This window comes from Roseibium sp. LAB1, from assembly GCF_054658235.1.
This window is the reverse complement of sequence record NZ_BAAGIB010000001.1, coordinates 1,157,303-1,180,941: the sequence shown is the minus strand read 5'-3', so window position 1 is coordinate 1,180,941 and position 23,639 is coordinate 1,157,303. Positions and strand designations below refer to the sequence as shown.

Sequence of the window (23,639 nt, the reverse complement as noted above, 5' to 3'; positions counted from 1 at the left end):
CAGGTGGGGCTGCCGGTTTCGATGCGTGCGGTGGGGGTGCTTAACGCTCGGCGACGTCGGCTAGACGGACGAGAGTCAGGAATTCGGATCTGTAGCCGAACGGATCCGCGCCCCTGTTTTCACTGGCGAGCTTTTCAATCGCCTTGAAATCCCAGTCTCCCAGGTAATCGGTGCCTTTCAGCATTTGCCCGAAGGCGGCGACTGACGCGGCAAAGAGGGTTTCCGACATGGGTATGCCGCTTGTGTCTTCCATGACCGGTGTCTGGATCAAGGTGCTTTCCTTGTCTCCAGGCTGCTTGTAGCGCAGCTTCACGAAAGCGAGTTCACCCGAGTATGATGTCTGGACGGGTTCGATCTTCTCCTCGGGGCCGTAGCGCAGGTCCGAGAACTTTTCCGCCGGTGAACCGACAGGGGTGATTTCGTAAAGGGCAGTGACGTTGTGGCCCGCGCCGATGTCGCCTGCATCGACCTTGTCGTTCTTGAAATCCTCGGTTTTGAGGGCCCGGGTTTCGTAGCCGATCAGACGGTATTCCGCGACGGTTTCCGGGTTGAACTCGACCTGGATCTTGACGTCCTGGGCGATCATCGAGATGGAACTGACGACCTGGTCGACCAGCACCTTGCGGGCTTCAGACAGCGTGTCGATGTAGGCGGCAACGCCCTGGCCGTTTTGCGCAAGGGTTTGCATCAGCTCATCATTGTAGTTGCCGCGACCAAAGCCGAGCACGGAAAGCGCCGTGCCGTTTTCCCGCTGTTCGGCGACATACCGCTTCAGGCTGTCCGGGTCGGACAGGCCGACGTTGAAGTCGCCGTCGGTGGCCAGAATGATCCTGGTCTGCTCGCCGTCGCCGGTCATGGTTTCGGCCAGCGCGTAGGCGCCCTTCAGGCCCTCATGGCCCGCTGTGGAGCCACTGGAAGTCAGCGCGTTGATCTTTTCCAGGATCCGGGTTTTGTCGGCGACCTTAGTCGGTTCCAGAAGCACACCGGAACTGCCCGCATAGGTGACGATCGCAACTTCGTCCTCGTCGCGAAGCGAGGACAGCAGCAGGCGGAAGGACTGCTGCAGCAGCGGCAGCTTGTTCGCGTCGGCCATCGACCCGGATGTGTCGATCAGGAACACCAGGTTTTGCGGAGGAAGGTCATCGAGCGGGACCTTGTAGCCCTGAATGCCGACCTGCATCAGCTTGGTGTGTTCGTTCCACGGGGTGTCGACCACGGAAACATTGGTGGAGAAGGGATGGCCGCCTGTTTCCGGTACCGGGTAATTGTAATCGAAGTAGTTGACCATCTCTTCCACGCGCACCGCATCCGGGTTCGGCAGTCGGCCACCGGAGAGCGTGCTGCGGACATAGGAATAAGAGGCAGTGTCGACATCGACGGAGAAGGTCGACACCGGTTCAGCGCTCGTGCGTTTGAGTGGATTGGCCTCGGCGGAGGCAAACCTTTCCCTGTCTTCAAGCTGGACGGCAGGCAGCATCGGTGGTTCCGATTGAATACCGCTGTTCAGAACAGCTCCACCAGCGCCGGAGGAAAATGTCATCAGTCCGCCGGACGCTCCATCCGAACGACCTCTTTGTTTCTGAAGCAACGCCGGGGCCGGAGCGGGCTGAGGAGTTGCAACCGGACGCGCGATATCGGCGACGACGGTGTGGGTCTCTTCCTGTTTCGGGACCTCGGCTGTTGAAACCGACGCATCATCGTCGGGCTTGCCGGTGTTGGACATTCTGCCGGCTTCTTCTGTCGTGTCTGTGAGCTTTTTTCCGAGCTCCTGCCAATCGACGGTTTGCGAGGCGATGCCGGCAAAGGCGATCGTCATCAGGGAGGCGGAGCTGATCAGCACGGTTCTGGGCATGTGTTTGCCAAACATGAGACAAATCCTTTTCATCGACCGGAAAAGCATGTCCGGGCGTCAGGGGCAGTGAGAGTTGGTTGGAGCGTCATGCGGGAGCTGCACCAGTCAGGTGCAGCTCCTGCTGTGTCGGCCGGCTGTTACCGGAAAACGATGCGGTAGCTTTTGCCCTTGCGGCAGACCGATGTGCTTGAGTCCGCGTACCAGGTCTTGAGCAGGTTCCAGCGGCCGTTCGACTTCAGCTTGCGGAACTGGACCCGGACAAAGGTGCTGGCGTTGTTCACGCCTTCCAGGTTGCGGGTGACGCTATAGGTGCCGCCGTGTGCGATGACCCGGTTGGCGATGTTTTCAGAGCGCCAGCGGTTGGAGCCTAGGTCGCGGTAGTCCAGATCGTAGAGCTGGATTGGTTGTCCGGTGTTGTTCTTCACCGTGATGTGGACCTTCTTGCAGATGTCGAACATGGCGGCAGCCGGTGTGACGGCACCGAGGGAGGCAATGCCGGCAATGGCAAGAACGGTTGCGGCGGCGGCGGTTTTGGCAAGGGCTTTCATTGGTCAATTCCTTTCTCTTGAATGATCTCCTTTCGGAGGGGGTATCGATCTTTCGATGAGAGAAAGGTGCCAGAGCGGGCGGGCTGCCAGTATGGGGTCGATACCCCAATCGTGCTTCGGAGGTTTCGGCCTTGAGGCCGTGCGATCACTGAACTGGTGGATTGAAGACCCGCTTTGAGCTGTGGTCTATTGTCGGTTCATCGCCTGTTTGAAGAAGCCATTTTGACATGATCAATTCATTCGCTGACCTGCCAACCCGGACGTCCTGACAGTCCGGTCTTCCCCGGACGACTGATCTGCCGGTCATAAAAAGTAAAACGGACTGCCTCGAAAAGGAGTGCACATGATCTCGAGATGCCTGGTGTTTATTCTGTTCTGTCTTGCCGCGACGGTGGCGCAGGCTGCCGATGTGTTTCCGTCGAACGCGGAAGGCTGCGATTATCATGTGCGGGGGCAGATCGTCTCGGGCGACGCGGAAAAGCTGAAAGTTCTGCCGATCAATTCGCAGGGCATCACGCTGTGTCTCGATAGCCCCGGCGGCAGTTTTGCGGAAGGAAAGCGTCTGTTCGACACGATCTGGCAGCAGGATATCGCAACCATGGTGCGTTCGGGAGAACGGTGCGAATCCGCCTGTTCCCTGGCTTTTCTCGGCGGTAGCATGCGGATCGGGACAGCGGTAATCCGCTTTCAGATGCGTTCATTGAGACCGGGTGGCAAGCTGGGGTTCCATTCGCCCAGCCTGAACCTTCCCAACGACAACAGTTATCCGGCGAGCGAAGTTCAGACCGCTTTTGCAATCGCGCTGAAGGCGGCCGAATCCTTTTTCGATATCAAGCTGAGCGAGGAGCACGGTGTCCAGGCCATGACGGACTTCCTTTATCAGCGGATTCTTGGCACTCGCCCTGAAAACATGTTCCACATCGAGAGCGTCGGCGATGCGGTTCTGGCCAATATCACGGTCACGGGAATGACGCCGCCAGCCTCGATCACGGAGCGGGAGATCGCCAATGTCTGCGACAATGCCTATGCCGCCAATCTGATGGATGGCAGGCCGGGGTATACGACCAGCGCACAATACTACGAGGAAATCCTGGCAGGCGATCCGGATGGCGAGCGGAAGGTGGTGCTGACAAGGCAGGGGGAAGACCTTGTCGGCAAGGTTTTCAACTATTTCTCGGCGAGCAAATTCTCGGCACTTGGATGTTCGGTCAGGATATCGGACGACTGGAAACGCTTCTGGGATACCGATTACAGCCCGCTCAGCGTCTATTTCGAGCTGTATTCGGTAGGTGACGATTTCGACGAGGGGACGGGAGAGGAATTTTCCGCCCCCTACTGGTATCTGTTGCCGGCTTCGCAGACGCTCGTCACAGCGGCAGGAAGAACTGCCTCCGCACAGGACAGCAATGCGCCTCTATCGGCGTCTGTTTCGTCAGGCGAGGGCGGTTTTGTGCGCCTGAGCGGCTATGATCTGTATGGCGGAGACCTGCCGGACGGCTTGCTGCGCAACATGGGCGCGGAAGACTGCATCTCGTCGTGTACCGCCCGAAGCGGTTGCGACGCGGTGACCTACGACAGGTGGAACCGGATCTGCATTCAGAAATCGTCCGGCTACAGCAATGGCTTGCTGTATCTGCTTTCCAAGGCCGACACCTATGTGCAACGCGCCGCTGCCGGGTCTCTCAAACCCAACGTGACTGTACCGGTCCAGACATTCACCAAGCAGAACAAGGGCTTTCCCGGTCAGCCGGACGAGAGCCTGCAGGCCGGATCAGCCGGTCAGTGCGAGACGCTTTGCGCGGAGCGCACCTGTCTCGGCTTCAACTGGTCTGCGGGGGCGGGAAGATGCGATCTGTTCGTGCGGCCCGGGGTCTATTCCGACGCCGAGGGTGTCGTGGCCGGTTTCATGGTTCAGCCCGCGCAGTAAAATCGGGCCGTCCGCGGTCCGGATGATCGCGGACGGAACCTTGTCAGACCGCCTTCTGCCCGACGAAGCGGCCGGCACCTTCCGGCAATGGCAGGTCCTTGTGCGCATCGGCAAAGGCCTTGAGTTTTTCGGCAACCTCGTCACCCGGCAAGGAGCTGGCGCGGGTGTTGAGATCGACATGAAGCAGCAGCGTTTCCATGGTCGCGGCAAGTTTGCCGTCGGCGTTTTTCAGGAAGTGAAAGAGCTGCATCTTCTTGCCTTCTCCCTGAAGCACCTGGGTCGTGACCGTCAGGCGTTCGCCCGCGAGGAGTTCGTCCAGGTAACGCAGGTGGTTTTCAACGGTGAAGTAGCTCTTGCCGGTCGCGATGTAGTCGGCATCCGCACCGATCAGTTCCATGAACCGGTCGGTCGCCGCCGCGCCTGCTTCCAGATAGTGCGCCTCGTTCATGTGGCCGTTGTAGTCGGTCCAGCTTTGCGGGATCTGGCGATCGCCCGTGATCGGCAGGTCGACTTCGGCCGGAGCGGCCAAGGCTCGTTCGTGGGTGTTGAGAACACCGCCCGCACCGCTGCCACTTTTCTTGAGTGCCCGCATCATGCCGACCAGATTGTCGTCGCGCAGGCGCTCCAACTCGCGAATGGAGCGGTGGCCGGACTGGTCATCGGACTGACCGGCGATCAGGTCGACCAGTTCGTCAGTGAATTCCGGCACGTCCATCAGTTTGGTCCAGGGCCAGGAGAGGCACGGGCCGAACTGGGCCATGAAGTGCTTCATGCCGGCTTCACCACCGGCGATGCGATAGGTTTCGAAAAGGCCCATCTGTGCCCAGCGCAGGCCGAAGCCCATGCGGATCGCCTCGTCGATCTCTTCCGTCGTGGCGATGCCGTCCTTGACCAGCCAGAGCGCTTCGCGCCAGACAGCTTCCAGAAAGCGGTCAGCGATATGGGCGTCGATTTCCTTGCGCACCGTCAGCGGGAACATGCCGATGTCGCGCAGGATGTCCGCGGCGCGTGCGGTCTCGCCCGGGTCGCCGACCAGCTCCACCAGAGGCAAAAGATAGACCGGGTTGAACGGATGGGCGACAACCACCCGTGCGCCTTCGCTGGTCAGTTCCGAGGGTTTGAAACCGGATGTCGAAGAGCCGATGACCGCGGTCGTGGGGGCAAGTTCCGTCAGACTGCCGAGCACCTTGTGTTTCAGCTCCAGCCGTTCCGGCACGCTTTCCTGCACCCAGTCGGCGCCTGCGACAGCCTCTGCCAGGTCGTCGGTGAAGGTAAGAGCGCCTTCTTCCGGCAGCCGCTTGTCGTAGAGCGCGGGCAGGCTGCGCCGTGCATTGGCGATCACTTCGCCGATCTTGCGTTCGGCTTCCGGGTCGGTGTCGAAGACGGCAACGTCCCAACCGTTCAACAGGAAACGGGCGGCCCAGCCGCCGCCGATCACGCCGCCGCCGATGATGGATGCTTTTCTTGTCATGGTGCTAAGGTCTCCGTGTGGCCGTCGATGGCCAGGATTTGTCCTGAAATGCGGGTGCCGGCTTCAGACGCCAGAAAATGAATGGTGTTTGCGACATCCTGGGCCGTGACCCATGTCCTGAGCGAAACACCTTTGACGTAGCTTTCTCGAATGGCCTCTTCGGTCTCGCCACGCGCCTTGGCTTCCATTGCGACGACCCGATCCATTCGCTCCCCTTCCACCGCACCGGGGCAGACCGCGTTGACACGGATGCCGTGGGGGCCGAGTTCCATGGCGAGCGTCTTGGTGAGGCCGACGATTGCCCATTTGGCCGAGGCATAGGGCGAGCGGAAAGGGTAGCCGTAAAGGCCGGCGGTCGAGGAGGTGAGAGTGATCAGACCGTGCTCCTGCGCCTTCAACACTCTGGCAGCCCAGCGACAGGTCAGGAAGGCGCCGTGAAGATTGGTGGCGACGCAGCGTTGCCATTCAGCATAGTCCAGCGTCTCGATTGCGCCGGCGGGACCACCTGTGCCGGCATTGGCGCAGACCACGTCGACACCGCCCCAGCGCTGCTCCAGATCTGCCAGAAACCGCTCCATATCCTCCTCCGAGGTGACATCGGCAAGGGTCGCGATCGCAGTCGGATGGGTCTTCGAGAAAGTCTCAAGCGCCGCCGGGTCGGCGTCGCAGATCGCCACCCTATCCCCGTCGCTCAAAAACCGTTCCGCGATGGCGCGGCCGATACCCGAGGCACCGGCCGTGACGAGGACCCTGCGGCTCATCTCAGGCGCTCACAGGTGCGCGCTTCGTCAGGCCCAGCTTTTCGCGTACGGCCTGCGGCCCGATGATTTTGGCTCCCATGCCTTCGACGATACCGACCGCTTTTTCGACCAGTTGGGCGTTGGTGGCAAGGACGCCCTTTTCCAGGAAGAGATTGTCTTCCAGACCGACACGGACATTGCCGCCGGCCAGAACGGAGGCCGAGACATAGGGCATCTGATCGCGGCCGAGGCTGAAGGCAGACCAGGCCCAGTCTTCCGGTATGGCATTGACCATGGCCATGAAGGTGTTGAGGTCGTTCGGCGCTCCCCACGGCACACCCATGCAGAGCTGTACGAGGGCCGGGGAGGCGAGGGTGCCTTCCTTGACAAGCTGCTTGGCGAACCAGAGGTGACCGGTATCGAAAGCCTCGATTTCCGGCTTCACGCCAAGCTCGGTCATCATGGCACCCATGGCGCGCAGCATGCCCGGGGTGTTGGTCATGACATAGTCGGCTTCGGCAAAATTCATGGTTCCGCAGTCGAGCGTGCAGATTTCGGGAAGGCACTCGCGGATATGAGCCATGCGCTCGGTTGCGCCGACCATGTCTGTTCCCGTCTCGACGAGAGGAAGCGGTGCTTCGGTGGAACCGAAGACGATATCGCCACCCATGCCGGCGGTGAGGTTCAGCACCACATCCACATCGGCGGCGCGTATGAGATCGGTGACTTCCCGGTAAAGGTCCAGCCGCCGGGATGGAGCGCCGGTATCAGGGTCGCGCACATGACAGTGGACGACAGCCGCGCCGGCCTTGGCCGCATCGATGGCGCTGTCGGCGATCTGTTTCGGGCTGCGGGGAACATGCGGAGACTTGTCCTGGGTCCCGCCTGACCCGGTCACGGCGCAGGTGATGAAAACGTCGCGGTTCATGGTCAATGGCATTTGGTCCTCCTGAAGCAGCGGCAGCTCAACCGGAACCGGTCGAACTGAAAAAGCTGATTGATTTTAGAATGTTAGATCATGTTTTCTGCGTTCTTTCGAATGCAGGTTGATCTAGCGGCCCTTCCAGACCGGATCTCGTTTTTCGGCAAAGGCGCGAGCGCCTTCCTTCTGATCTTCCGAGCGGTAGAGCGTTTTAACCGTCTGGAACTGGCTTCCCGTGATGCGGTTGAGCGCGTCTTGAAACTTCATGTCTTCCGCTTCACGCACGATTTCCTTGATTGCGGCATAGACAAGAGGTGGACCGGACGCGAGCAGCTCGGCGAGCTTCCAGGCTTCCGCCATCAGATCCTGTCCGGGATAGATGTGGTTGATCATGCCCCAGCGGGCAGCTTCTTCCGCATCGATCCAGCGGCCGGTGAACAGCATTTCCATGGCGATGTGATAGGGAATGCGCTTGGGGAGCTTGATGCTGGCTGCATCGGCCACTGTTCCCGAGCGAATTTCCGGCAGGGCGAATGTGGCATGGTTTGCCGCCAGGATGATGTCGGCAGACAGCGCCAGCTCAAGGCCACCACCGCAGCAGATGCCGTTGACGGCTGCAATGATCGGCTTGTTGAGACCACGCAGCTCCTGCAGGCCGCCGAAACCACCCTTGCCATAGTCGCCATCAACAGCGTCGCCATCTGCTGCGGCCTTCAGGTCCCATCCGGGGCAGAAGAACTTTTCGCCGGCACCCGTGACAATGGCGACCCGCAGGTCCGGATCGTCGCGGAACCCGGTGAAGACATCGCCCATGATCCGGCTGGTCATCAGGTCGATGGCATTGGCCTTGGGCCGGTCCAGCGTGACAGCCAGGATGTGGCCGCGTTTTTCGGTCTTGATGGGACTATCCATCAGTTTTCTCCCATTCTCACCAGCGCATCGGCAGCAAGCGCAAAGTCTGCGCCGCACAGAAGCGGGTTGATTTCAACTTCTTCGACCGGCGCCGACAGAACGAAGGCCTGTACCGCCATGACAGCTTCAACAATCGCCTCCAGATCGCAAGCAGGTTTGCCGCGATATCCGGTCAGCACACGTCCTAGCCTGAGTTTTTCAAGTGCCTGCCTGATCTCCTCTCGTCCGGCGGGGACAATCAGCGAGCGACTGTCTTCCAGAAGCTCGGTCAGGATGCCGCCGGCAGCGAGGGTCAGGACATAGCCGTGAGCCGGATCACGGACGATGCCGATCAGCAGTTCGACGAGGCTGCCGGTGACCATCTTCTCCACCAGAAACGATGTGGCCGGCATTCCCGCGGCGGCAGCGTGTACCGCGCAGGCTGATTGAAGGTTCAGGGCAACAGCTCCGGCTTCGGTCTTGTGGGCGATGCCGGTGCCCTTCAACACCACCGGAAATCCGATCTCCTCGGCAGCGTTTGCCGCTGCTTGCGGTCCATCTGCAAAAGCGCTTGCCGGAACTTTGAGGCCATGTTGGTGCAAAAGGGCTTTTGCCTCCTGTTCCGAAAGAAGGCGGGAGGCCTGTACCGGCAGCGGAATCCGGATCGGCTCCGGCGATAGAGGCCTATCCAGAAAGGTAGCAGCCTCGATGGCCGTCAGGGCATCGTCCAGTCCGCACAGAGGCACCAGTCCGCGCTTCATGAGATCGGCTGCAAAGGCTTCCGGCATGGTTTCCGGCAGAGAACTCAGGACTGCCATCGGCTTTCCGGAGGCTTTCATGGCCGCTTCCACCGGCTCGATCACCTTCAGCCAGTCTTCCGGGTTGCAGCGGTCCGTTCTCGGAATATCGAGAATGACGATGCCGAGGGAAACATCCGCCTGCATCATGGCGGTGTAACACCGGCTCATGGCAGCACCGTCCCCCCAGATATAGGTGTGATAGTCGAGCGGGTTGGCGAGCGCGACCTTGGGGCCAAGCGCCTCGGAAAGAGCCGCTTTCTGCGCGGGACCAAGCGGGGGGAAGTTGATCTGCCGGCCAACCGCGGTGTCTGCAATCAGGCTGGCTTCACCGCCCGAGCAGGACATCGACACGATATCGGCGCTGGGCAGGGAGCCGGCAATGTGGACCAGCTTCAAGGTTTCCAGAAGCGCGGGCAGGCTGCCGACCCTGGCAATGCCCAACCTGTTGAACAGCGCGTCGGAGCCCGCCGTGCTGCCGGCAAGGGCGGCGGTGTGTGAAACCGTTGCCGCCTGTGCTGCCTCGGAGCGGCCGACCTTTACGGCCACCACGGGTTTGCCGAGCGCATGCGCCTTGCGGGCAAAGGCCTCGAAGGCCGCAAGATCGTCGAGCCCTTCTATGTGCAGGCCGATAGCAGTTACCCGATCATCGTCCAGGAGGGCGCTGCCAATGGCGGACAGTCCCGTCTGGGCCTGGTTGCCGGCGGTCATGAGATAGGCAATCGGCAGGCTTCGCGTCTGCATGGTCAGGTTCAGCGCGATGTTGGACGATTGTGCAATGATTGCAACACCGCGGTCGACCGGGGTCAGTCCGTGCTGATCCGGCCAGAGCGCCGCGCCGTCGAGAGCATTGAGGAAGCCATAGCAGTTGGGACCGAGGATCGGCATGTCGCCGGCAGCTTCGATCAGGGCGGCCTGGAGATCCGCGCCATCGGCCAGTTCCCGGATGGCTTCGCTGAAACCGGAGGCAAAGCAAATGGCTCCGCCGGCACCGAGGCGCGCTAGCGCGCGGACAATCTCGATGGTGACATGCCGGTTGACACCGATAAAGACCGCGTCGGGGGCTGAGGGAAGGTTGTCGACAGAGGTGTAGGCCCGGCAGCCGTCGATCTCTTCGTGGCTTGGGTGCACCGGCCAGAGGTCACCCTCAAAACCGGCCTTGCGGCATTCCCGCAGCACGTTTCTGCACCAGGAGCCGCCCCCGATGACCGCGACCGTGCTTGGCCGGAGCAAGCGTTCGAGAGAGCGCATGGATCAGGCTCCGAGCGGACGGAAGATATCGCGGCTGATGATGTGGCGCTGGATCTCGCTGGTGCCGTCCCAGATCCGTTCCACGCGGGCATCGCGCCAGAAGCGTTCGATAGGGAAGTCGTCCATGAGGCCCATGCCGCCGAAGATCTGCAGGGTCGTGTCGGTGACGCGTGCCAGCATTTCGGTCGCATAGACCTTGGCGCTGGCAATCTCTCGGTTGGCAGGCAGGCCCTGGTCAAGACGCCAGGCACCGGCAAGCGTCAGCCAGTCGGCGGCGTCGATCTCGGTGATCATGTCGGCGACCTGGAAACTGACACCCTGGAACTTGGCGATTGCCTGGCCGAACTGTTTGCGCTCGGCGGCATAGTTGACGGCATAGTCGAAACAGCGGCGGGCGCGGCCGACGCTCATGGTGGCAACCGTCAGACGGGTGGCGTAAAGCCACTCGTTCATGACCTCGAAACCGCCGTCGACTTCGCCAAGCACCTGGCTGTCCGGCAGACGGCAGCCGTCGAAGTAAAGAATACAGTTCTTGTAGCCCCGGTGGCTGACGGAGCGGTAGCCTTCGCGCACTTCGAAGCCGGGCGTGCCCCGGTCGACCAGAAAGCAGGTAATGCGCTTTTTCGGACCCTTGGGGGTTTCGTCGACACCGGTCGCGACAAACACGATGAAGAAATCCGCATGTTCCGCACCGGAGATGAAATGCTTGGAGCCGGACACGACCCAATCGCCGCCGTCGCGCACCGCCTGGCATTTCATGCCGCGCACATCCGAGCCGGCATCTGGTTCGGTCATGGCCAGGGCGTCCATCTTCTCGCCGCGTACGGCCGGCAGAAGGTAACGCTCGATCTGCTCACCCTTGCAGGCCATCAGGATGTTCTGGGGACGGCCGAAAAAGTGGTTCAGCGCCATCGAACCGCGCCCGAGTTCCCGTTCCACAAGCGTGAAATCCAGGTGGCTGAGGCCCGCGCCGCCGACTTCCTCCGGGAAATTGCAGGCGTAGAAGCCGAGATCGATGCACTTGCGCTTGATCTCCTCGCCAAGTTCGGGGGGAACCTGCCCCGTCTTCTCGACCAGTTCCTCATGCGGGTAAATCTCGTTTTCTACGAAGGACCGGACCGTGGAGACGATCATCTCCTGCTCTTCGCTCAGTCCAAAATGCATCGGAATCTCCTCTTGCCACAGGTCGACGAGGGTGAGACAAACGGGCCTGCGCTATTATGCAATTTTGGGTCGATATCATGCCGATTTCTCAGAAATCGAATTCGGTTCGAAAAATCTGTGTCCTGTTGTTCGAAAGTTTTTCGAACCACTGTCTGGCGAATGCGATCGAACCGTTCCGGGCAGCAAATACGATCGCCCGCAAGCAGCTCTATTCCTGGCAGCATGTGAGCCTTGGCGGGGGAACCGTCACGTCATCCAGCGGACTGCCGGTGGCGACGAGTGCCTGGACGGACGCGAAACCCGGTGGGGACTATCTCTTCATCATGCCGAGCTACGGTTTCGAGGCGTTCGCAGGGCAGGGAACGGTGCGCGCCCTGAAGGCCGCAAGGCAACGGTTCGGCACGTTGGTGGGCATGGACACCGGCGCCTGGCTTCTGGCGGCTGCCGGCCTGCTGGAGGGACGAAAGGCCACGATCCACTGGGATGAACTGACCGGTTTTGCCGAAAGGTTTCCGGAGGTCGATGCTGTCGAGGATCGTTTTGTGCTGGATGGCAACATCTGCACGTGTGGCGGGGCGTCGACCACCTTCGAACTGGCGCTGGAGTTGATCAAGCGCCACCACAGCCCGATGTTCGCGCTCGAGGTGGCAGCTCTGTTCATGTATGGCGACAAGCTGGACATGCACGATCCGCACAAGCGCCTGTCGGCGGATGCGCTGGTGCGCAGCGCGACGTCGCTAATGCGGCGGACGATCGAGACACCGATGCCGATTGAAGATCTGGCCCGGCAGCTGAAGGTGGACCAACGCACGCTGGAGCACCGGTTTCAGCGGGAAATGTCGATGACGCCGCTCGGGGTCTACAAGGCGATCCGCCTGCGAGAGGCTCGCCGGCTGGTGGAACTGACGCGGCTGGGCATTGCGGAGATTGCGGAGCGCTGCGGCTACAGGAATGCAAGTGCCATGACGCGCGCCTACCGGCAGGAATTCGGCCAGTCGCCACGCGAACATCGTCGGACGAAGTAATCCAAGCTTGCAAACGAGAAAGGCCGCGCGATCAGCGCGGCCCTTTCTTCGGAACGGGACGACCTTACTGGTGCGGGAAACCGGCTTTTGCGGTTCCGTTCCAGTCGCCCTGGAAAGGCAGGATGTGCAGCGGTTTTTTTGCCGTGGCGCCCTGTACCCTTGCACCGGCGACCTGCTGCTGGGCAACCGTCAGGCGTTCTTCGCCATTGTAGCTGCCGACAACCGGCAGGATCAGCAGTTTGCCGCTGCGTGCTTCAGCCAGAGCCTTTGCGTTGACGGTCCGCTGAATGCGAACGGAAACGGGTTTGTCACCGTTGAGATCGCCACGGGTGTCGTCCGGGTCGATGGCGAAGGCGTTGCCGGCCAGCGCGCCGGAAACAAATGCTGCGGTCAGCAGGGTGGAGAGAATTTTCTTAGACGTGCGCATGATCATGCTCCATGTGTCTGTTTCAGGTCATGAATGACTGCAGGGCGCTGTTGGCCCGGCAGGCTGTTCATGCCGGGAACAACGACACGAACGCGGATCGGTTGCGGCAAGGCTGGTAATAAGATCAACACAAAAACATGAGGCCCTGTGAGAGAAAGCCGGCCTTGCATCGGGGGTGATTTCACACCACGCACGCGTTCATCATTGTCACGGAGCAAACAGGGCTCGCCTCACCTGGCCGTGAACATCAAGCGAGCCACCGAGGCAGTTTTGTGCCCGATTTTCAAACCCTGATGACAAGCTCTTGAGCGAGCTTTTGCCGAGCTGGCGACGTCTTATATCTCGTCCACCACCAGCAGCACAGGAATGGTACGATGGCCTGCACCAAGGATGATTTCACAAGGGATCTGAAGAGCGAAATTCCGCATTTGCGCAGATATGCCCGCTCCCTGGCGCGAAACCCCGAAGCCGGCGACGATCTGATGCAGACCTCCCTGGAAAAGGCATTGCGGCATCACGCCAGTTTTCATTGTGGTACGGAGCTGCGCCGCTGGCTGTTCACGATTGCCCGCAACGCTTATCTGGACGAACGCAAGTGGCTTGCCCGCCGGGGCGATCACCTGCCGATCGAGGACTGGCTGCAGGAAACCCAGGCAGCGCCCGCACAGGAAAAACATCTGGAGCTGGAGGACGTTGCCAGGGGTATTGCCGGGCTCCGTCCCGAAGACAGGAACGCCCTGGAACTGCGGGTGTTTTCCGGCCTGTCCACCGGGCAAATTGCCGAGCAAACGGGTGTGGCTGTCGGAACGGTGAAAAGCCGGCTCTCCCGCGCCCGGCAGACGCTGGCCGTGTGAAGGCGACCCTTTCCGGTTAGTGGCATGCGTCTCTGCGCAAAAGTCCGGCGAGCAGTTCCGCTACATGTCGCAGGCCGGGGTCGTTCGCGCGGCGGCGGTGCCAGGCCAGATGAAGCGGAAACCCGGAGACCTGGATCGGCGGGTGGAAGGATACCAGGTTGCCTGCAAAAGGCAGAACCCGCGAGGGAAGCATTGCGATCATGTCCGATCCACGCAGGAGATCAGGAACCATCTGGAAGGAGGGGACCACCAGGCCAACCCGGCGCTTGCGGCCTATATGTGCCAGCTCGGCATCGAGCGGCGTCCTGGTATCGCCCCGGCCGGACACGAGAATATGCGGATAGGCCAGCCAGCTGTCGAGATCGAAGTCCTTTTCTGCAGGATGCCCCTTTCTCATCGCGACCCGGTAGCTTTCTTCAAAGAGTTCTTCCCGGTGGAGCTCTTCATCATCTCCCGGGAAAACCGAGACGGCGATGTCGGTGCCGCCATCGAGCAGGGCAGCCCGTGCCGAGGGGGCGCCATGCCATGGCTGGATGACGAGATCGATGCCTGGGGCGGTTTCCTGCAGTTGTCTTTGCAGCGGTCCAATGACGTAAAGGGTCGGGAAATCGGCCATGATCACGCGCAGGGTCTGGCGGATGTCGGTCAGAGGAACGGCGGCAGGCGCCAGAAGATCACCTACTCCGGCCAGCAGAGATTTTAGCGGAGCGCGCAGGGCTTCGGCCTTTGGCGTCAGGCGCATTATGCCGTGACCCCGTTCCAGCAGCTCATCGGCAAACAGGTGCCGGCAACGCTGCAAAGCCGCTGACATGGCCGGCTGGGAAAGGCCTATCCGGCTCGCTGCCCGGCTGACGTGGGCCTCCTCCAATAGCGCGTCCAGTGCAACGAGCAGGTTGAGATCGACAGAACGTAAATTCATGAAACAAATAATAGCATAGATAAATTATCGATTGGAATGATTTAAGTTCCGCGCACATCTTCTCTCGCGATCAACATGAGGGAAGAAAATGAGCAACACACTCGTACTTCTGTTTCACCCGGACCTGAAACAATCCAAGGCAAATGCGGCACTGGCCATCGCGGCGGCAAACGTCGACGGTGTTAACGTGGTCGACATGCAGGCCGCCTATCCGCAGGGGCTTGATCTATTTCGTGACGGCGAAAGGGAGGCGGCCCGTCTGCTGGAGGCCGACCGGATCGTGCTGCAATTCCCCGTGCAGTGGTATTCAACCCCGCCGCTCCTGAAAGCCTGGCAGGACGCTGTGCTGACCCGGATGTTCTATATCGCCTATGAGGAGGAGGGGCACAGACTGGGAGGCACACCTTTGATGCTTGCAGCAACTGCAGGCAACGTTCCCGAAGCCTACGGCCCAACCGGCGCGAACGGCTTTACCATGGATGCCCTGTTCGCACCGCTGAGAGCGACTGCGCATCGATGCGGCCTGGTTTGGTCGGAGCCTTTTCTTCTCTACAGGGCTAACAAGCTTTCGCCTGTCGAGCTGGAATTAGCAGCAGCTGGTTATGCCGAGGCCCTGACGAAGTGGATTGCCGAAACCTCGGCACGGGAAGTGGCATGAAAATGATCAAGCGTCACAACACATTCGAGCACTTGGGGGCGGGAATACCATGGTGGTATTCCTTCAGTGCACGAGCCCTGCCAGTCGGAATTCTCGGGCAGTATCTGACTGCAGGACTGGCGCTCTTCCGCGACGGTGAACTTTGGGGGCTTCACGCAGCCTCTGGTCTTGTACTGACTGGTTTTGTTGGCACTCTGACAGGCGGTAGCCTGTTGGTTGCCCGGCTCGGCGCCTTGGGCTGGTGGGCAGGACTGACCGGCATGCTCTACCTGATTCAAATATTACTATCCGCCGGTTCCAGACCGGAGCTGCTCGCTTTTCATCCTTTCAATGGTGCACTGTTGCTGATGGTAAGCCTGGTCCTGCTGGTGAAGATCGAGCAGCGCTTGGGGAACGCGGTTTCCCGGAAAATCACTCCATGACCATGTCAGACGGCGTGTTCTGCCTCTGTTTGACCCGATGGCCCGTCGCTCCTGTAGAATGCTCTCCGGGAGCGCCTGCAAACTGTCCTGGGAAGATCAGGAGGTTTGTTTTCCTGTTGCGAGGTGTCCGGTGTCAGGCCGCGACCCTGGCCTGGATACCGGCAGTCCGGGCGTCGATCCGTTCGTCCCGGTAATCAGACCAGTTGTCGGCCGTTTCATCTTCGTCTTCCCCGGTTCCGGGGAAAGCGGCGGAGAGCACTGCGCTGGTGATGTCATTGCACCAGCCTTCAGCCGGGTTGAATTCCAGAACCACCTGAACCTTCTCGAGTTGCCCTGCCTGAAGATCCCCGATGATCTTGTCCAGGTTCATGTCGGTCAGATCGGTTTCCGGGGTGTAGAAGCAGTTTCCAAGTTCGCAAATCACTGAATAGAACGACATGTCGAGGTTCAACGCCATAAAAGCCTCCGTCAAAACATGGTGTTAGATTATACGCATATTGCGTACATGTCAATCGATCGTGGGTTCAGGATATGCCAAAAGCGTATAGAATAGACGCGAGGTGTCGTGGCTGCGTACAACAGGGCGCCGTGAGAACATTTGTCTGGTGTCAGGGTTTCGGAGGTACGGGGCGGGCTTCGGAAGAATGGGGCGGGCGTCGCCGATGGAGACAGGGAGCCTCTGTGAGGGGCTCCTAAACCACTTGCCGGATCACGCTCAGAACCTTGGCGATGATGCGGACTTCCGTTGCTTCTTCGTCATGTTCGTTGAAGATTACCGGTTCCTGAAACCGTGGGTCGTTGGATTCCGGTTGTAGCTCGATCTGGCCGTTCCGGCGGATGATCCGCTTGGCCGTGCGTTCGATGGTGTGTCCGCCATCCCTGGTTCGTTCAACAACGGCGAGGTCTCCCGACTTGATCTCGATGCCTGCTTCCAGATAGTCGACACACAGGATCAAATCGCCGTTCCAGGCGATGCGATTGAGGCTTTCCCCATTGATTTGCAGCAGATATTGGCTCTCGCTGGGAAAGCGCAGATCCCCTGCGAAGCTGGTTTTCTTGGTGGCGTCCGTCTCAAATAGTCCGGATTCCATCCACAAGCCGGCGGCCACCTGACCTTTGACTTCCAGGGGAGTTGCGGCCCTGGAAGGCGCGCTGGAGGCGTCCAGGTCGGTGATGGAATCGGGAGCGAGCGCCAGAATGTCTTCCCGCGTGATCGGTTGTTCGCCCTTGCCCAGAAGCACAGGAAGAAGCTTTGCCACGAAATCGGAGGGCAGCGCCGGCTTCAGGTAGTCCGCACTGAAATACCGCTGAATGGAAGAGGCGTTCTGATAGCCCATCGCCCGTGCGATGGCGCGGATCGACAGGCCGCTGCGATCCTTCAGATCCACAAGCTGACGGGAGACTGCCGATTGTTCGTCGATATCCATTTGCCGATCACCAGGTCACGTTCGATGCATACGCTTTATCAGTAAAATCATACGGAGTCCATGTTGACATGTGTACGCAATAAGCGTACGAAATTTAGGTGTCATCAAGTAACTGCGTGGGAGTGACGATGGAAGCTCAGACAATCCTTCGACAAGGGGCAGAGGAGACCGGCCGGTGAGGGACCTGAAGGACGAAATTGAGGAGGCTCAGGCAAAGGTCGCGCATCTGAGGATCAGGGCCGAGCGACCGAGTGCGAGGCTGGAAGACGAGTTCGCGCTGGAAAAAGCGCGTAACAGGTTGCTGACGCTCGAGTTGCGGAAGCTGAAGCAGGGTAGGGAAGCGCGCGGCGGTTCCGGCCTGAGCGGCAATGGCGGTCGTGCCAGCAGTGGGGAGTCGGTAAGGCGGGCTACTTTTCGCAAAAGAACAAAACATGAACAAGAGCCGCGCACAGCACGGGAAAAAGCTGAAGAGGCATTTGCAGCCGTCCAGGGTATCGCGGCGGACAAGAAAGGTCGGGTCTGATGGCGTCTGGAGGACTGGTCGACAGGATCGCCGCAGAATATGGCGTCCATTTTGTCAGCTACACCAGGCGGGTGCAGGGGCGGCACCAGTCGAAAGCCCGGAGAACATGCCAGACCCTGTTGCAGAAACACGGGGCCGAACATCTGCGCCTCGTGTTCGGGCTGATCAACACGGCGGAGAACAGGGGCAACTGGTCGGCGCCGTGCTTTACCGCCGTTTCCTGGCTTGTGCTGAACAAGCCGGACTGGGTGGAGAGGCGCGGATTTCTGGACCAATTCGACCGGATCGATCTGGAGGCGCTGCTGAGCAGCGCCAAGCATATCAACCCTGCCGCGCCAACCATCACGCTTGCCGTGCTGCTGTCCTATGAACTCGACAAACGTCTGGAAACGGGCCGGGAAGGGCTTGCCGCATGAAACCTGTTGTCAGGCGCAATCGGTTGATTACACTGCCGCCGTCAATCTTCGGCTGTATTGAGTCTTTCACGGATTGCACGCTTGGCTTGTCGCGCTCCGGAACGGTGCGGGTGCCGGACGGATCTTTCACCGGTATTTTGAGAGAGGGTTTTGATGATGAACAACTATCTGACGAAGGCCCAGATTTTTGCCTTCGAACGCGGAGCCACTGCGTGCCGGGAAGGCAAATCCAGTGAGGACAATCCTTATCCGCCGAAGGCCGACTATTTCGGCCTGTGGGAGGAGGGATACCGGAAAGAGCGTGAAAGCCGGGGCAAGTAGCCGGCTCCAGGTTTGGACCTTGGATGCCGCAAGGCCGATTCTTCGGCCGGGCGGTTGTGTGTCACCTACAGTTTCAAGAGAGGCGTAATGGAAACAAACGCACCTGACCAGATTCTGGCCCGGTTGACGGAGGCTGTCGAAGTCATTGCGGTGACCGGCAAGGGCGATGGGCCGCGCGCAGTTCTGGCAAGTTGGCCCGAATGCCAGGGCAAGATTGCCAGGCGCCGGCGTGTCTATCCACCGCGGGCGGTCAGCCGGGCGGAAGAAGCGATCACGTGGTTCTCCCTGATAGAGGACGCGGATGCGCGCCGTGCCTTGCAGTTTGAGGTGATGTGCAAGGCAGGTGGCGGCAAGTTCTCCCGGATCTGCGACAAATACGGTTGGAAACGCTCAACGGTGACGAGCCGCAACAAGGTTGTCTTGCGCCGGTTGGCCGAAAGGCTTGGCGAGGAAAAGTCGGCCGGACACTGAGTGGCCCTGACGACAGCCGGTGGTGTTCCGGTTCCTGGAGCAGCGCTTGAAGGAAATCGCCGCCCCTTCCGCATCGATCCCGATGCGGAAGGGGCGAAGCAGGCTTAAAAGAGGCCTTTCAGTCCTGCTCCGTAAAGTCGCATTGTCTGTTTCTCAATCGCCTCTTTACGGTTGTCTGTTGTTTGAACTACAACTTTTTTTTGACCGTTCGTCACGCGTGCCGCCAGCCGGGGCAATTGGACAGATACTTTGGAGAATTTGATGACCGATTTGAAAACACTGACCCTTCAAGATTTTGAAAAGCTGCTGGATCAGGCGTTCGAGGTCAGGTCCGTTCCGGCCGATATTCAGCTGTCTCTTGTCGAGGTCAAATTCATGGGTTCTGGCGAGAGACGGGGAGGGGCATTTTCCACTTTGTGGCTGGGGCCGCAGGAGCCATTGCTGGAGCAATCGATCTACCGGCTTTATCGGCCGGACTTCGGCGAGCAGGACGTGTTTCTGGTCCCGGTCGCGCAGAAGGAAGCCGGCATTCAGTATGAAGCAGTGTTCACCTGATCGAGTGTTGTCTGGCAGGCAGATGACCGCCGCTCAGTGGCGGTCGCACCCGGATCTTCACGCTCGGCAAGGGTGCTCCATAAGGTCATAGACGCCTTTGTCTTCGCGCTGTTCGAAACCGAGCCGGCGATAGAGCCGCATGGCCGGGTTCTCTTTTTCGACATGAATGGAAAGTGTTTTTCCGGCCTGTTCCGCTTCGTCGATCAGGTCTTCCAGAATGGCACTGCCGATGCCGTGTCCCTGTGCCTCAGGCACCAAGGCAATGTCGATGATCCGGTGTTCGTTGGTCCAGCGCTCCAGATAGAGCCTGCCGACCGGAACGGAACCTTTTTCGATCACCATCCAGAGGGCGTCGGGATAATGCTGCTGGTAATGCCTGTGCTGAGCTTCGAACTGCATGCCGATAAAGGCCTGCTTTTCATCTTCGGTCCAGGGCGTGCGGGAAAGTTCGGTTTCACGGGTCGATCGGTAGAGGTTTGCCAGAAACGGAAGGTCTTCCGAGCACAAGGGCCGGTAGGTGATGCCCAGGGCCGCCGCGCGAAAGCGCGGGGCCAGAGACATGTCTGCTTGTGGAAGTGGCAGATCCATCGTGATCGAAGCTGTCATTCCGGGTTGGGGGTGACGTCCCGGGTGAGCGCACTTGCAGAGAGTGGGCCGCCGAGGGAGGTCCACGTCGCCGACCAGTGATCAAGCGAGATCTGCGGCAGGTAGGAAGCCACGCCGGATCCCGTGTCTAGCGCGAACAGGCTCAAGAGCGTGTTGGCGTTCGGCTGGAGTTTCAGCGTGCTGCCACCATCCGCATGGGCGATGACGCGCGGGGTTGTCCAGGAGGTTTCAACGGAACTGGTCTGATAGCTTGCGTAAACCGTGCTGTCCGGCCCTGAGCCAGCCAGGGCAACCAGGTAGATCCCTCCGTTGGAGGAGTTGGAGGCCGCCATGCTGCCGACAGGGGCATCAAACGTGGCAAACAGTGCCCAGTCGGAAAAGTCGAGCGAACTGACCTCGTCCTGCACCTTCATGTAGATCTTGGTTCCGATGCGGGCAAAAATGTGAACGAGTGCATTGCCGTCGATGCACAGGGCCAGTTGTTCAAAGCCGCTCAGGCCGCCGCTGATGTTCTGCCAGCCTTCCCATCCTTCCGGCAGAAGCGGCCTGTCGGTGGACTGGAAGTTGAGATAAGGCACGCCATCCGCGTTGATGCCGGTCAGAATAATGCGACCATCGGCATTCTGGGTTGCGGCGAGACTGCGCAGCGCCCCTGGCATCTGTTGCCAGTCCGCCCAGGGCTGGCTTGGTGGAATTTCGACAGGAACCGTAATTTCGATCGGTGTCGTCGTCCCCGGCGGGACCACCGTGATGGTTTCCATCTGAACGGTGTTGTTGTTCTGGAACCGCCACCAGATGGCGTTGTCCGAATCAGAACTCGTGACGAAGATGTTCTGCCGGCCGGTTATGCCGTTGATCAGCACCGTATCAATGAAACCCGTTACGCCGGTCGGCTTGCCAAGATCCAGCGGGTCGGCAAACCTCTGCGGTGCGTTTTCCTCCCGGTTTTCGCGGATGTAGACAAGATTTCCGGATTGGCTGTCTTCCGCAAGCAAGGCGACATAGCCTTCCTGGGTGACAGAGGCATTGAGCCGGCCAGTGGCATAACTTGCATCGGTAAGTTGGGTAAAGGAGGTGCTGAACGCTCCGTTCTCCGACGTCTGATCCTTGTATTCGAGGGTCCCGCCCGGTGTGAGCGCGGCAAAGAAGATGCGGAAGTAGGCCGGATCGGCAGTCACGTTCCCTTCGAATTCCTCGGGAACTGCTTCTTCGACTGACATGATGCGTTTCCTTTTGCTGATCTGAAGCCGGGGGCCTGGCCGGTCCGGCTTCGTTCTGCAGTGGTTAGCCGCGAGAGGGGTAAAGTCCCTGGAGCGCAATGATGAAGTTCAGCGTCAGATACGGCTGAACATTGTCGTGTGACTGGCTGCCACCGGCAGTGCCCAGCGTTTCCATGGCCATGTCGACCTGGTTCGTCTGAGTATCGGTGTGGTAGAGAGCATCCACGCCGGAGCTGGAAAAGGACGTCGATGACGAGGGCCCGGGAACACCACCGTTGCTGCTGCTCGCTCGCACCGTATGGGAATGCGACGGGATTTGGGCTTCCGTCAGGGTGACGGTCGTGACGCCGACCTTTTCCCCCAGTCTGCGGGCCGTGAGACCAGGGCCTCTTCCCGGATGCATCGGGGCACGGCCCTGCAGGTCCGGCAGAGCCATGGTGGTGCGGCCGTCCCCGCCATAGGTCGTTCCGATCAGAGAAAACAAAGCCGTATTCTGGGAAACGGGAAGGAGCTGGCCATCACAAAAAGCCCAGCTTCGGGGAGCGAAATTGCCAGCAAAAATACGGATTTCTGCGATAAAGGGTTCCGACATGGTCCGTCTCCTAATGCCTGCTGGGGTAAACGCCGAAGAGCGCGATAATGAAATGCACGCAAAGTGTCGGCATCAGGTTCGTGTGGGATTGGGAGCCGCCGGTGTTTGAAATCATGTCGTGTGCCATCGAAACGTCCTGACTGGCATCGGCGTAGTAGCTCACGCCTGCTCCGGCGGCCGGAACATGAGTTGCCGGCGACGTCTGGTCGGCCAGGCCGGTGTTGGCATTGAAGCCGTGCGAATGGCTGGCAAGCTGGTTGACCGTGAGTGTTTCCTTTTCCGCGCCGCCCTTTGAGCCAAGACGCCGCGGACTGAGCCCGGGTCCGGTGCCGGCGTGAAGCGGAATACGCCCGCGCAGATCCGGCAGGCCGAATGTGGTCCGGCCGTCTCCGCCGTAAATGGTTCCAAGCAGTGAAAACAGGGCATCGTTTTGGGAAACCGCCAGCAACTGGCCGTCACAGTAGGCCCAGCCGCGCGGTGCGAAATTACCCGCAAACATGCGGATTTCACCGACGAAAGGTTCAGACATTCTATGTCCTTTCGGAAATTTAGTTGCGGGACGGAAACAGGCCTTGAAGGGCGATGCAGAAATTGAGCGTCAGGTAGGGCTGCATGTTGTTATGCGCCTGCCCGCCACCTGCGTTGGTCACGGTTCCCGACCTCATCTGCGTCATCGTACCAACTTCATATGGCCGATATGGCTTGTCCGGAGCATTTTCGGATCCGAAAAGTGACATTGCCGGTGACCTGCTGTTTCCCGGCGAAGAGACCGCTTTCACCGTGTGGGAGTGTTCCGGGATTTGAGCCGCCGTGAGTGTGATGGTTTCCGCTCCGCTTTTCTGGCCGAGCGCATATCCATCACCTTCATGGATAGGCGTCCGGCTACGCAGGTCGGGCAAGGCAAAGGTTGTTCGCCCGTCTCCGCCATAGGTCGTGCCCAGAAGGGAGTAGAGCGACTGGTTCTGGTTGATCGGCAAAATCTGTCCGTCGGTAAATGCCCAGCCGCGTGGAGCGAAATTGAAGCCGACAATCCGTATCTCGGCGAGAAAAGGTTCTGACATGTTTCCTCCCGTTGCTCCCGAAGGAGGTTTCGGTATTGCAAATTTGGTCTGGATTTCCTGCGCTTACGAATCACAGGTTGTCTTGGATGGAAAATTGACCTGATATAATTAGCAACCTTTGCATGTGATAATTTGAAGTGCAATTAAAAATGTCTTGAAGTGAAGCTCAGGTATATCAAGCGTTCTCTGTTGAGTCTCATGTTAGAGACCTCGAGAAAATGCAATTTTCAAGAGAAATATTCGATCTATAGGGGAAAATAATCAAATCTGACGAAATCTTGCAACCTATGTTAGGTTTCGTCAGATTTGAACCCATATTGCTGGTGCAGATGTGGTCAGTTGAAGTTGTGATCGGATTTGCGCTTGAATTCTATTTTAGTTTGAGTTTAGTGGATTTTAAACCAAGGATTGTTTCGATAAAAGACCAGCTAAGGTTGTATTTGGCGGCTGGCGAGAATCCAGCCTTTGAGCATTGGCAATTTTCATTTTTGGGGTGCAGCGACCGTGTTTCGCTTTGTGGTGATTTGATGATGTGTGGCGTATTGGGAGCAAAGCTCAGGCGGGCGGTTGGCACAGGAG

At 59.5% G+C, this 23,639-nt stretch carries 27 protein-coding genes; 10 read left to right on the top strand and 17 right to left on the bottom strand.

From position 1 onward, the window contains the following. Positions 1 to 40: 40 nt before the first annotated feature. Positions 41 to 1,867 carry a vWA domain-containing protein gene (locus ACYQ54_RS05620; protein WP_460080114.1) on the bottom strand — a complete coding sequence of 609 codons (1,827 nt, stop codon included), beginning with the start codon at positions 1,865 to 1,867 and terminating at the stop codon, positions 41 to 43. Between the two features lie 122 nt (positions 1,868 to 1,989). After that, positions 1,990 to 2,400: a hypothetical protein gene (locus ACYQ54_RS05615; RefSeq protein ID WP_460080111.1), complete on the bottom strand. Its 411-nt coding sequence runs from the start codon at positions 2,398 to 2,400 to the stop codon at positions 1,990 to 1,992. Positions 2,401 to 2,743: 343 nt separating this feature from the next. Between ACYQ54_RS05615 and ACYQ54_RS05610 the strand changes: the two genes are divergently transcribed. After that, positions 2,744 to 4,327: a hypothetical protein gene (locus tag ACYQ54_RS05610; protein WP_460080109.1), complete on the top strand. Its 1,584-nt coding sequence runs from the start codon at positions 2,744 to 2,746 to the stop codon at positions 4,325 to 4,327. 43 nt (positions 4,328 to 4,370) lie between these two features. Here the strand turns inward: ACYQ54_RS05610 and ACYQ54_RS05605 are convergent, their stop codons facing one another. The 6 genes from ACYQ54_RS05605 to ACYQ54_RS05580 all read right to left on the bottom strand — a co-directional run bounded on the left by ACYQ54_RS05605 (position 4,371) and on the right by ACYQ54_RS05580 (position 11,563). Continuing rightward, a complete protein-coding gene (locus ACYQ54_RS05605; RefSeq protein WP_460080107.1) occupies positions 4,371 to 5,798 on the bottom strand; it encodes a carnitine 3-dehydrogenase in 1,428 nt (475 codons plus the stop codon). Further along, entirely contained in the window at positions 5,795 to 6,559 is a 765-nt protein-coding gene (locus tag ACYQ54_RS05600) for an SDR family oxidoreductase (protein WP_460080106.1), read from the bottom strand. Before ACYQ54_RS05600 ends, ACYQ54_RS05605 begins: the two co-directional genes overlap by 4 nt. 1 nt (position 6,560) lies before the next feature. Then, positions 6,561 to 7,478 (bottom strand): beta-keto acid cleavage family enzyme, encoded by a 918-nt coding sequence (locus tag ACYQ54_RS05595; protein ID WP_460080103.1) that lies wholly within the window; start codon positions 7,476 to 7,478, stop codon positions 6,561 to 6,563. Between the two features lie 111 nt (positions 7,479 to 7,589). Continuing rightward, the gene (locus ACYQ54_RS05590; protein WP_460080101.1) at positions 7,590 to 8,372 is read right to left on the bottom strand and encodes a carnitinyl-CoA dehydratase; all 783 of its coding nucleotides are present in this window, start codon (positions 8,370 to 8,372) and stop codon (positions 7,590 to 7,592) included. Beyond that, positions 8,372 to 10,399, bottom strand: a complete 2,028-nt coding sequence (locus ACYQ54_RS05585) for an acetate--CoA ligase family protein (protein WP_460080100.1) — start codon at positions 10,397 to 10,399, stop codon at positions 8,372 to 8,374. The genes ACYQ54_RS05590 and ACYQ54_RS05585 overlap by 1 nt, the downstream gene beginning before the upstream one ends. A gap of 3 nt (positions 10,400 to 10,402) precedes the next feature. Continuing rightward, complete coding sequence (locus ACYQ54_RS05580) at positions 10,403 to 11,563, bottom strand: acyl-CoA dehydrogenase family protein (RefSeq protein WP_460080098.1); 1,161 nt, start codon at positions 11,561 to 11,563, stop codon at positions 10,403 to 10,405. Between the two features lie 77 nt (positions 11,564 to 11,640). On the opposite strand from ACYQ54_RS05580, the gene ACYQ54_RS05575 reads away from it, so the two are divergent. Beyond that, a complete protein-coding gene (locus tag ACYQ54_RS05575; RefSeq protein ID WP_460080097.1) occupies positions 11,641 to 12,588 on the top strand; it encodes a GlxA family transcriptional regulator in 948 nt (315 codons plus the stop codon). A gap of 64 nt (positions 12,589 to 12,652) precedes the next feature. On the opposite strand, the gene ACYQ54_RS05570 is transcribed toward ACYQ54_RS05575, so the two are convergent. Next, the gene (locus ACYQ54_RS05570) at positions 12,653 to 13,015 is read right to left on the bottom strand and encodes a hypothetical protein (protein WP_460080095.1); all 363 of its coding nucleotides are present in this window, start codon (positions 13,013 to 13,015) and stop codon (positions 12,653 to 12,655) included. 374 nt (positions 13,016 to 13,389) lie between these two features. Here ACYQ54_RS05570 and ACYQ54_RS05565 point away from each other — a divergent pair, with 374 nt between their 5' ends. After that, positions 13,390 to 13,869, top strand: coding sequence for an RNA polymerase sigma factor (locus ACYQ54_RS05565; protein WP_460080093.1), 480 nt, complete (start codon positions 13,390 to 13,392; stop codon positions 13,867 to 13,869). A 16-nt stretch (positions 13,870 to 13,885) separates the two neighbouring features. Here ACYQ54_RS05565 and ACYQ54_RS05560 read toward each other — a convergent pair whose 3' ends face one another. Continuing rightward, positions 13,886 to 14,788, bottom strand: a complete 903-nt coding sequence (locus ACYQ54_RS05560; protein ID WP_460080092.1) for a LysR family transcriptional regulator — start codon at positions 14,786 to 14,788, stop codon at positions 13,886 to 13,888. An 88-nt stretch (positions 14,789 to 14,876) separates the two neighbouring features. Here ACYQ54_RS05560 and ACYQ54_RS05555 point away from each other — a divergent pair, with 88 nt between their 5' ends. After that, positions 14,877 to 15,446: an NAD(P)H-dependent oxidoreductase gene (locus ACYQ54_RS05555; RefSeq protein ID WP_460080090.1), complete on the top strand. Its 570-nt coding sequence runs from the start codon at positions 14,877 to 14,879 to the stop codon at positions 15,444 to 15,446. Then, entirely contained in the window at positions 15,443 to 15,868 is a 426-nt protein-coding gene (locus ACYQ54_RS05550; RefSeq protein ID WP_460080087.1) for a DUF6220 domain-containing protein, read from the top strand. Before ACYQ54_RS05555 ends, ACYQ54_RS05550 begins: the two co-directional genes overlap by 4 nt. 133 nt (positions 15,869 to 16,001) lie before the next feature. On the opposite strand, the gene ACYQ54_RS05545 is transcribed toward ACYQ54_RS05550, so the two are convergent. Continuing rightward, positions 16,002 to 16,325 carry a hypothetical protein gene (locus ACYQ54_RS05545; protein WP_460080085.1) on the bottom strand — a complete coding sequence of 108 codons (324 nt, stop codon included), beginning with the start codon at positions 16,323 to 16,325 and terminating at the stop codon, positions 16,002 to 16,004. Positions 16,326 to 16,560: 235 nt separating this feature from the next. Further along, positions 16,561 to 17,295, bottom strand: coding sequence for a LexA family protein (locus tag ACYQ54_RS05540; RefSeq protein WP_460080083.1), 735 nt, complete (start codon positions 17,293 to 17,295; stop codon positions 16,561 to 16,563). 175 nt (positions 17,296 to 17,470) lie between these two features. Between ACYQ54_RS05540 and ACYQ54_RS05535 the strand changes: the two genes are divergently transcribed. The 5 genes from ACYQ54_RS05535 to ACYQ54_RS05515 all read left to right on the top strand — a co-directional run bounded on the left by ACYQ54_RS05535 (position 17,471) and on the right by ACYQ54_RS05515 (position 19,581). Then, complete coding sequence (locus tag ACYQ54_RS05535) at positions 17,471 to 17,818, top strand: hypothetical protein (protein WP_460080081.1); 348 nt, start codon at positions 17,471 to 17,473, stop codon at positions 17,816 to 17,818. Continuing rightward, positions 17,818 to 18,234 carry a hypothetical protein gene (locus ACYQ54_RS05530; RefSeq protein ID WP_460080079.1) on the top strand — a complete coding sequence of 139 codons (417 nt, stop codon included), beginning with the start codon at positions 17,818 to 17,820 and terminating at the stop codon, positions 18,232 to 18,234. The genes ACYQ54_RS05535 and ACYQ54_RS05530 overlap by 1 nt, the downstream gene beginning before the upstream one ends. 153 nt (positions 18,235 to 18,387) lie before the next feature. Further along, on the top strand, positions 18,388 to 18,555 hold the full coding sequence (locus ACYQ54_RS05525) for a ribosome modulation factor (protein ID WP_460080077.1): 168 nt from the start codon (positions 18,388 to 18,390) through the stop codon (positions 18,553 to 18,555). 87 nt (positions 18,556 to 18,642) lie between these two features. Beyond that, positions 18,643 to 19,026, top strand: coding sequence for a DUF6362 family protein (locus tag ACYQ54_RS05520; RefSeq protein WP_460080076.1), 384 nt, complete (start codon positions 18,643 to 18,645; stop codon positions 19,024 to 19,026). Between the two features lie 261 nt (positions 19,027 to 19,287). Then, complete coding sequence (locus ACYQ54_RS05515; RefSeq protein WP_460080074.1) at positions 19,288 to 19,581, top strand: DUF6916 family protein; 294 nt, start codon at positions 19,288 to 19,290, stop codon at positions 19,579 to 19,581. A 57-nt stretch (positions 19,582 to 19,638) separates the two neighbouring features. Here ACYQ54_RS05515 and ACYQ54_RS05510 read toward each other — a convergent pair whose 3' ends face one another. From ACYQ54_RS05510 to ACYQ54_RS05490, 5 genes are all read right to left on the bottom strand, one after another. Further along, positions 19,639 to 20,169 (bottom strand): N-acetyltransferase family protein, encoded by a 531-nt coding sequence (locus tag ACYQ54_RS05510; protein WP_460080072.1) that lies wholly within the window; start codon positions 20,167 to 20,169, stop codon positions 19,639 to 19,641. 14 nt (positions 20,170 to 20,183) lie between these two features. Next, positions 20,184 to 21,407: a PLL family lectin gene (locus ACYQ54_RS05505; RefSeq protein ID WP_460080071.1), complete on the bottom strand. Its 1,224-nt coding sequence runs from the start codon at positions 21,405 to 21,407 to the stop codon at positions 20,184 to 20,186. Positions 21,408 to 21,471: 64 nt separating this feature from the next. Further along, the gene (locus tag ACYQ54_RS05500; RefSeq protein WP_460080069.1) at positions 21,472 to 21,999 is read right to left on the bottom strand and encodes a phage tail protein; all 528 of its coding nucleotides are present in this window, start codon (positions 21,997 to 21,999) and stop codon (positions 21,472 to 21,474) included. Between the two features lie 10 nt (positions 22,000 to 22,009). Further along, on the bottom strand, positions 22,010 to 22,528 hold the full coding sequence (locus ACYQ54_RS05495) for a phage tail protein (RefSeq protein ID WP_460080067.1): 519 nt from the start codon (positions 22,526 to 22,528) through the stop codon (positions 22,010 to 22,012). A gap of 19 nt (positions 22,529 to 22,547) precedes the next feature. Then, entirely contained in the window at positions 22,548 to 23,060 is a 513-nt protein-coding gene (locus tag ACYQ54_RS05490) for a phage tail protein (RefSeq protein WP_460080066.1), read from the bottom strand. Positions 23,061 to 23,639: the final 579 nt, after the last annotated feature.

Bases quoted from the DNA above. Each gene is read 5' to 3' on its own strand.
- ACYQ54_RS05490 (WP_460080066.1), bottom strand. From the start codon at position 23,060: ATGTCAGAACCTTTTCTCGCCGAGATACGGATTGTCGGCTTCAATTTC.
- ACYQ54_RS05510 (WP_460080072.1), bottom strand. From the start codon at position 20,169: ATGGATCTGCCACTTCCACAAGCAGACATGTCTCTGGCCCCGCGCTTT.
- ACYQ54_RS05505 (WP_460080071.1), bottom strand. From the start codon at position 21,407: ATGTCAGTCGAAGAAGCAGTTCCCGAGGAATTCGAAGGGAACGTGACT.
- ACYQ54_RS05515 (WP_460080074.1), top strand. From the start codon at position 19,288: ATGACCGATTTGAAAACACTGACCCTTCAAGATTTTGAAAAGCTGCTG.
- ACYQ54_RS05590 (WP_460080101.1), bottom strand. From the start codon at position 8,372: ATGGATAGTCCCATCAAGACCGAAAAACGCGGCCACATCCTGGCTGTC.
- ACYQ54_RS05575 (WP_460080097.1), top strand. From the start codon at position 11,641: ATGCCGATTTCTCAGAAATCGAATTCGGTTCGAAAAATCTGTGTCCTG.
- ACYQ54_RS05495 (WP_460080067.1), bottom strand. From the start codon at position 22,528: ATGTCTGAACCTTTCGTCGGTGAAATCCGCATGTTTGCGGGTAATTTC.
- ACYQ54_RS05530 (WP_460080079.1), top strand. From the start codon at position 17,818: ATGGCGTCTGGAGGACTGGTCGACAGGATCGCCGCAGAATATGGCGTC.
- ACYQ54_RS05615 (WP_460080111.1), bottom strand. From the start codon at position 2,400: ATGAAAGCCCTTGCCAAAACCGCCGCCGCCGCAACCGTTCTTGCCATT.
- ACYQ54_RS05555 (WP_460080090.1), top strand. From the start codon at position 14,877: ATGAGCAACACACTCGTACTTCTGTTTCACCCGGACCTGAAACAATCC.
- ACYQ54_RS05585 (WP_460080100.1), bottom strand. From the start codon at position 10,399: ATGCGCTCTCTCGAACGCTTGCTCCGGCCAAGCACGGTCGCGGTCATC.
- ACYQ54_RS05595 (WP_460080103.1), bottom strand. From the start codon at position 7,478: ATGCCATTGACCATGAACCGCGACGTTTTCATCACCTGCGCCGTGACC.
- ACYQ54_RS05580 (WP_460080098.1), bottom strand. From the start codon at position 11,563: ATGCATTTTGGACTGAGCGAAGAGCAGGAGATGATCGTCTCCACGGTC.
- ACYQ54_RS05540 (WP_460080083.1), bottom strand. From the start codon at position 17,295: ATGGATATCGACGAACAATCGGCAGTCTCCCGTCAGCTTGTGGATCTG.
- ACYQ54_RS05600 (WP_460080106.1), bottom strand. From the start codon at position 6,559: ATGAGCCGCAGGGTCCTCGTCACGGCCGGTGCCTCGGGTATCGGCCGC.
- ACYQ54_RS05550 (WP_460080087.1), top strand. From the start codon at position 15,443: ATGAAAATGATCAAGCGTCACAACACATTCGAGCACTTGGGGGCGGGA.
- ACYQ54_RS05605 (WP_460080107.1), bottom strand. From the start codon at position 5,798: ATGACAAGAAAAGCATCCATCATCGGCGGCGGCGTGATCGGCGGCGGC.
- ACYQ54_RS05560 (WP_460080092.1), bottom strand. From the start codon at position 14,788: ATGAATTTACGTTCTGTCGATCTCAACCTGCTCGTTGCACTGGACGCG.
- ACYQ54_RS05520 (WP_460080076.1), top strand. From the start codon at position 18,643: ATGGAAACAAACGCACCTGACCAGATTCTGGCCCGGTTGACGGAGGCT.
- ACYQ54_RS05525 (WP_460080077.1), top strand. From the start codon at position 18,388: ATGATGAACAACTATCTGACGAAGGCCCAGATTTTTGCCTTCGAACGC.
- ACYQ54_RS05565 (WP_460080093.1), top strand. From the start codon at position 13,390: ATGGCCTGCACCAAGGATGATTTCACAAGGGATCTGAAGAGCGAAATT.
- ACYQ54_RS05620 (WP_460080114.1), bottom strand. From the start codon at position 1,867: ATGTTTGGCAAACACATGCCCAGAACCGTGCTGATCAGCTCCGCCTCC.
- ACYQ54_RS05610 (WP_460080109.1), top strand. From the start codon at position 2,744: ATGATCTCGAGATGCCTGGTGTTTATTCTGTTCTGTCTTGCCGCGACG.
- ACYQ54_RS05500 (WP_460080069.1), bottom strand. From the start codon at position 21,999: ATGTCGGAACCCTTTATCGCAGAAATCCGTATTTTTGCTGGCAATTTC.
- ACYQ54_RS05545 (WP_460080085.1), bottom strand. From the start codon at position 16,325: ATGGCGTTGAACCTCGACATGTCGTTCTATTCAGTGATTTGCGAACTT.
- ACYQ54_RS05570 (WP_460080095.1), bottom strand. From the start codon at position 13,015: ATGCGCACGTCTAAGAAAATTCTCTCCACCCTGCTGACCGCAGCATTT.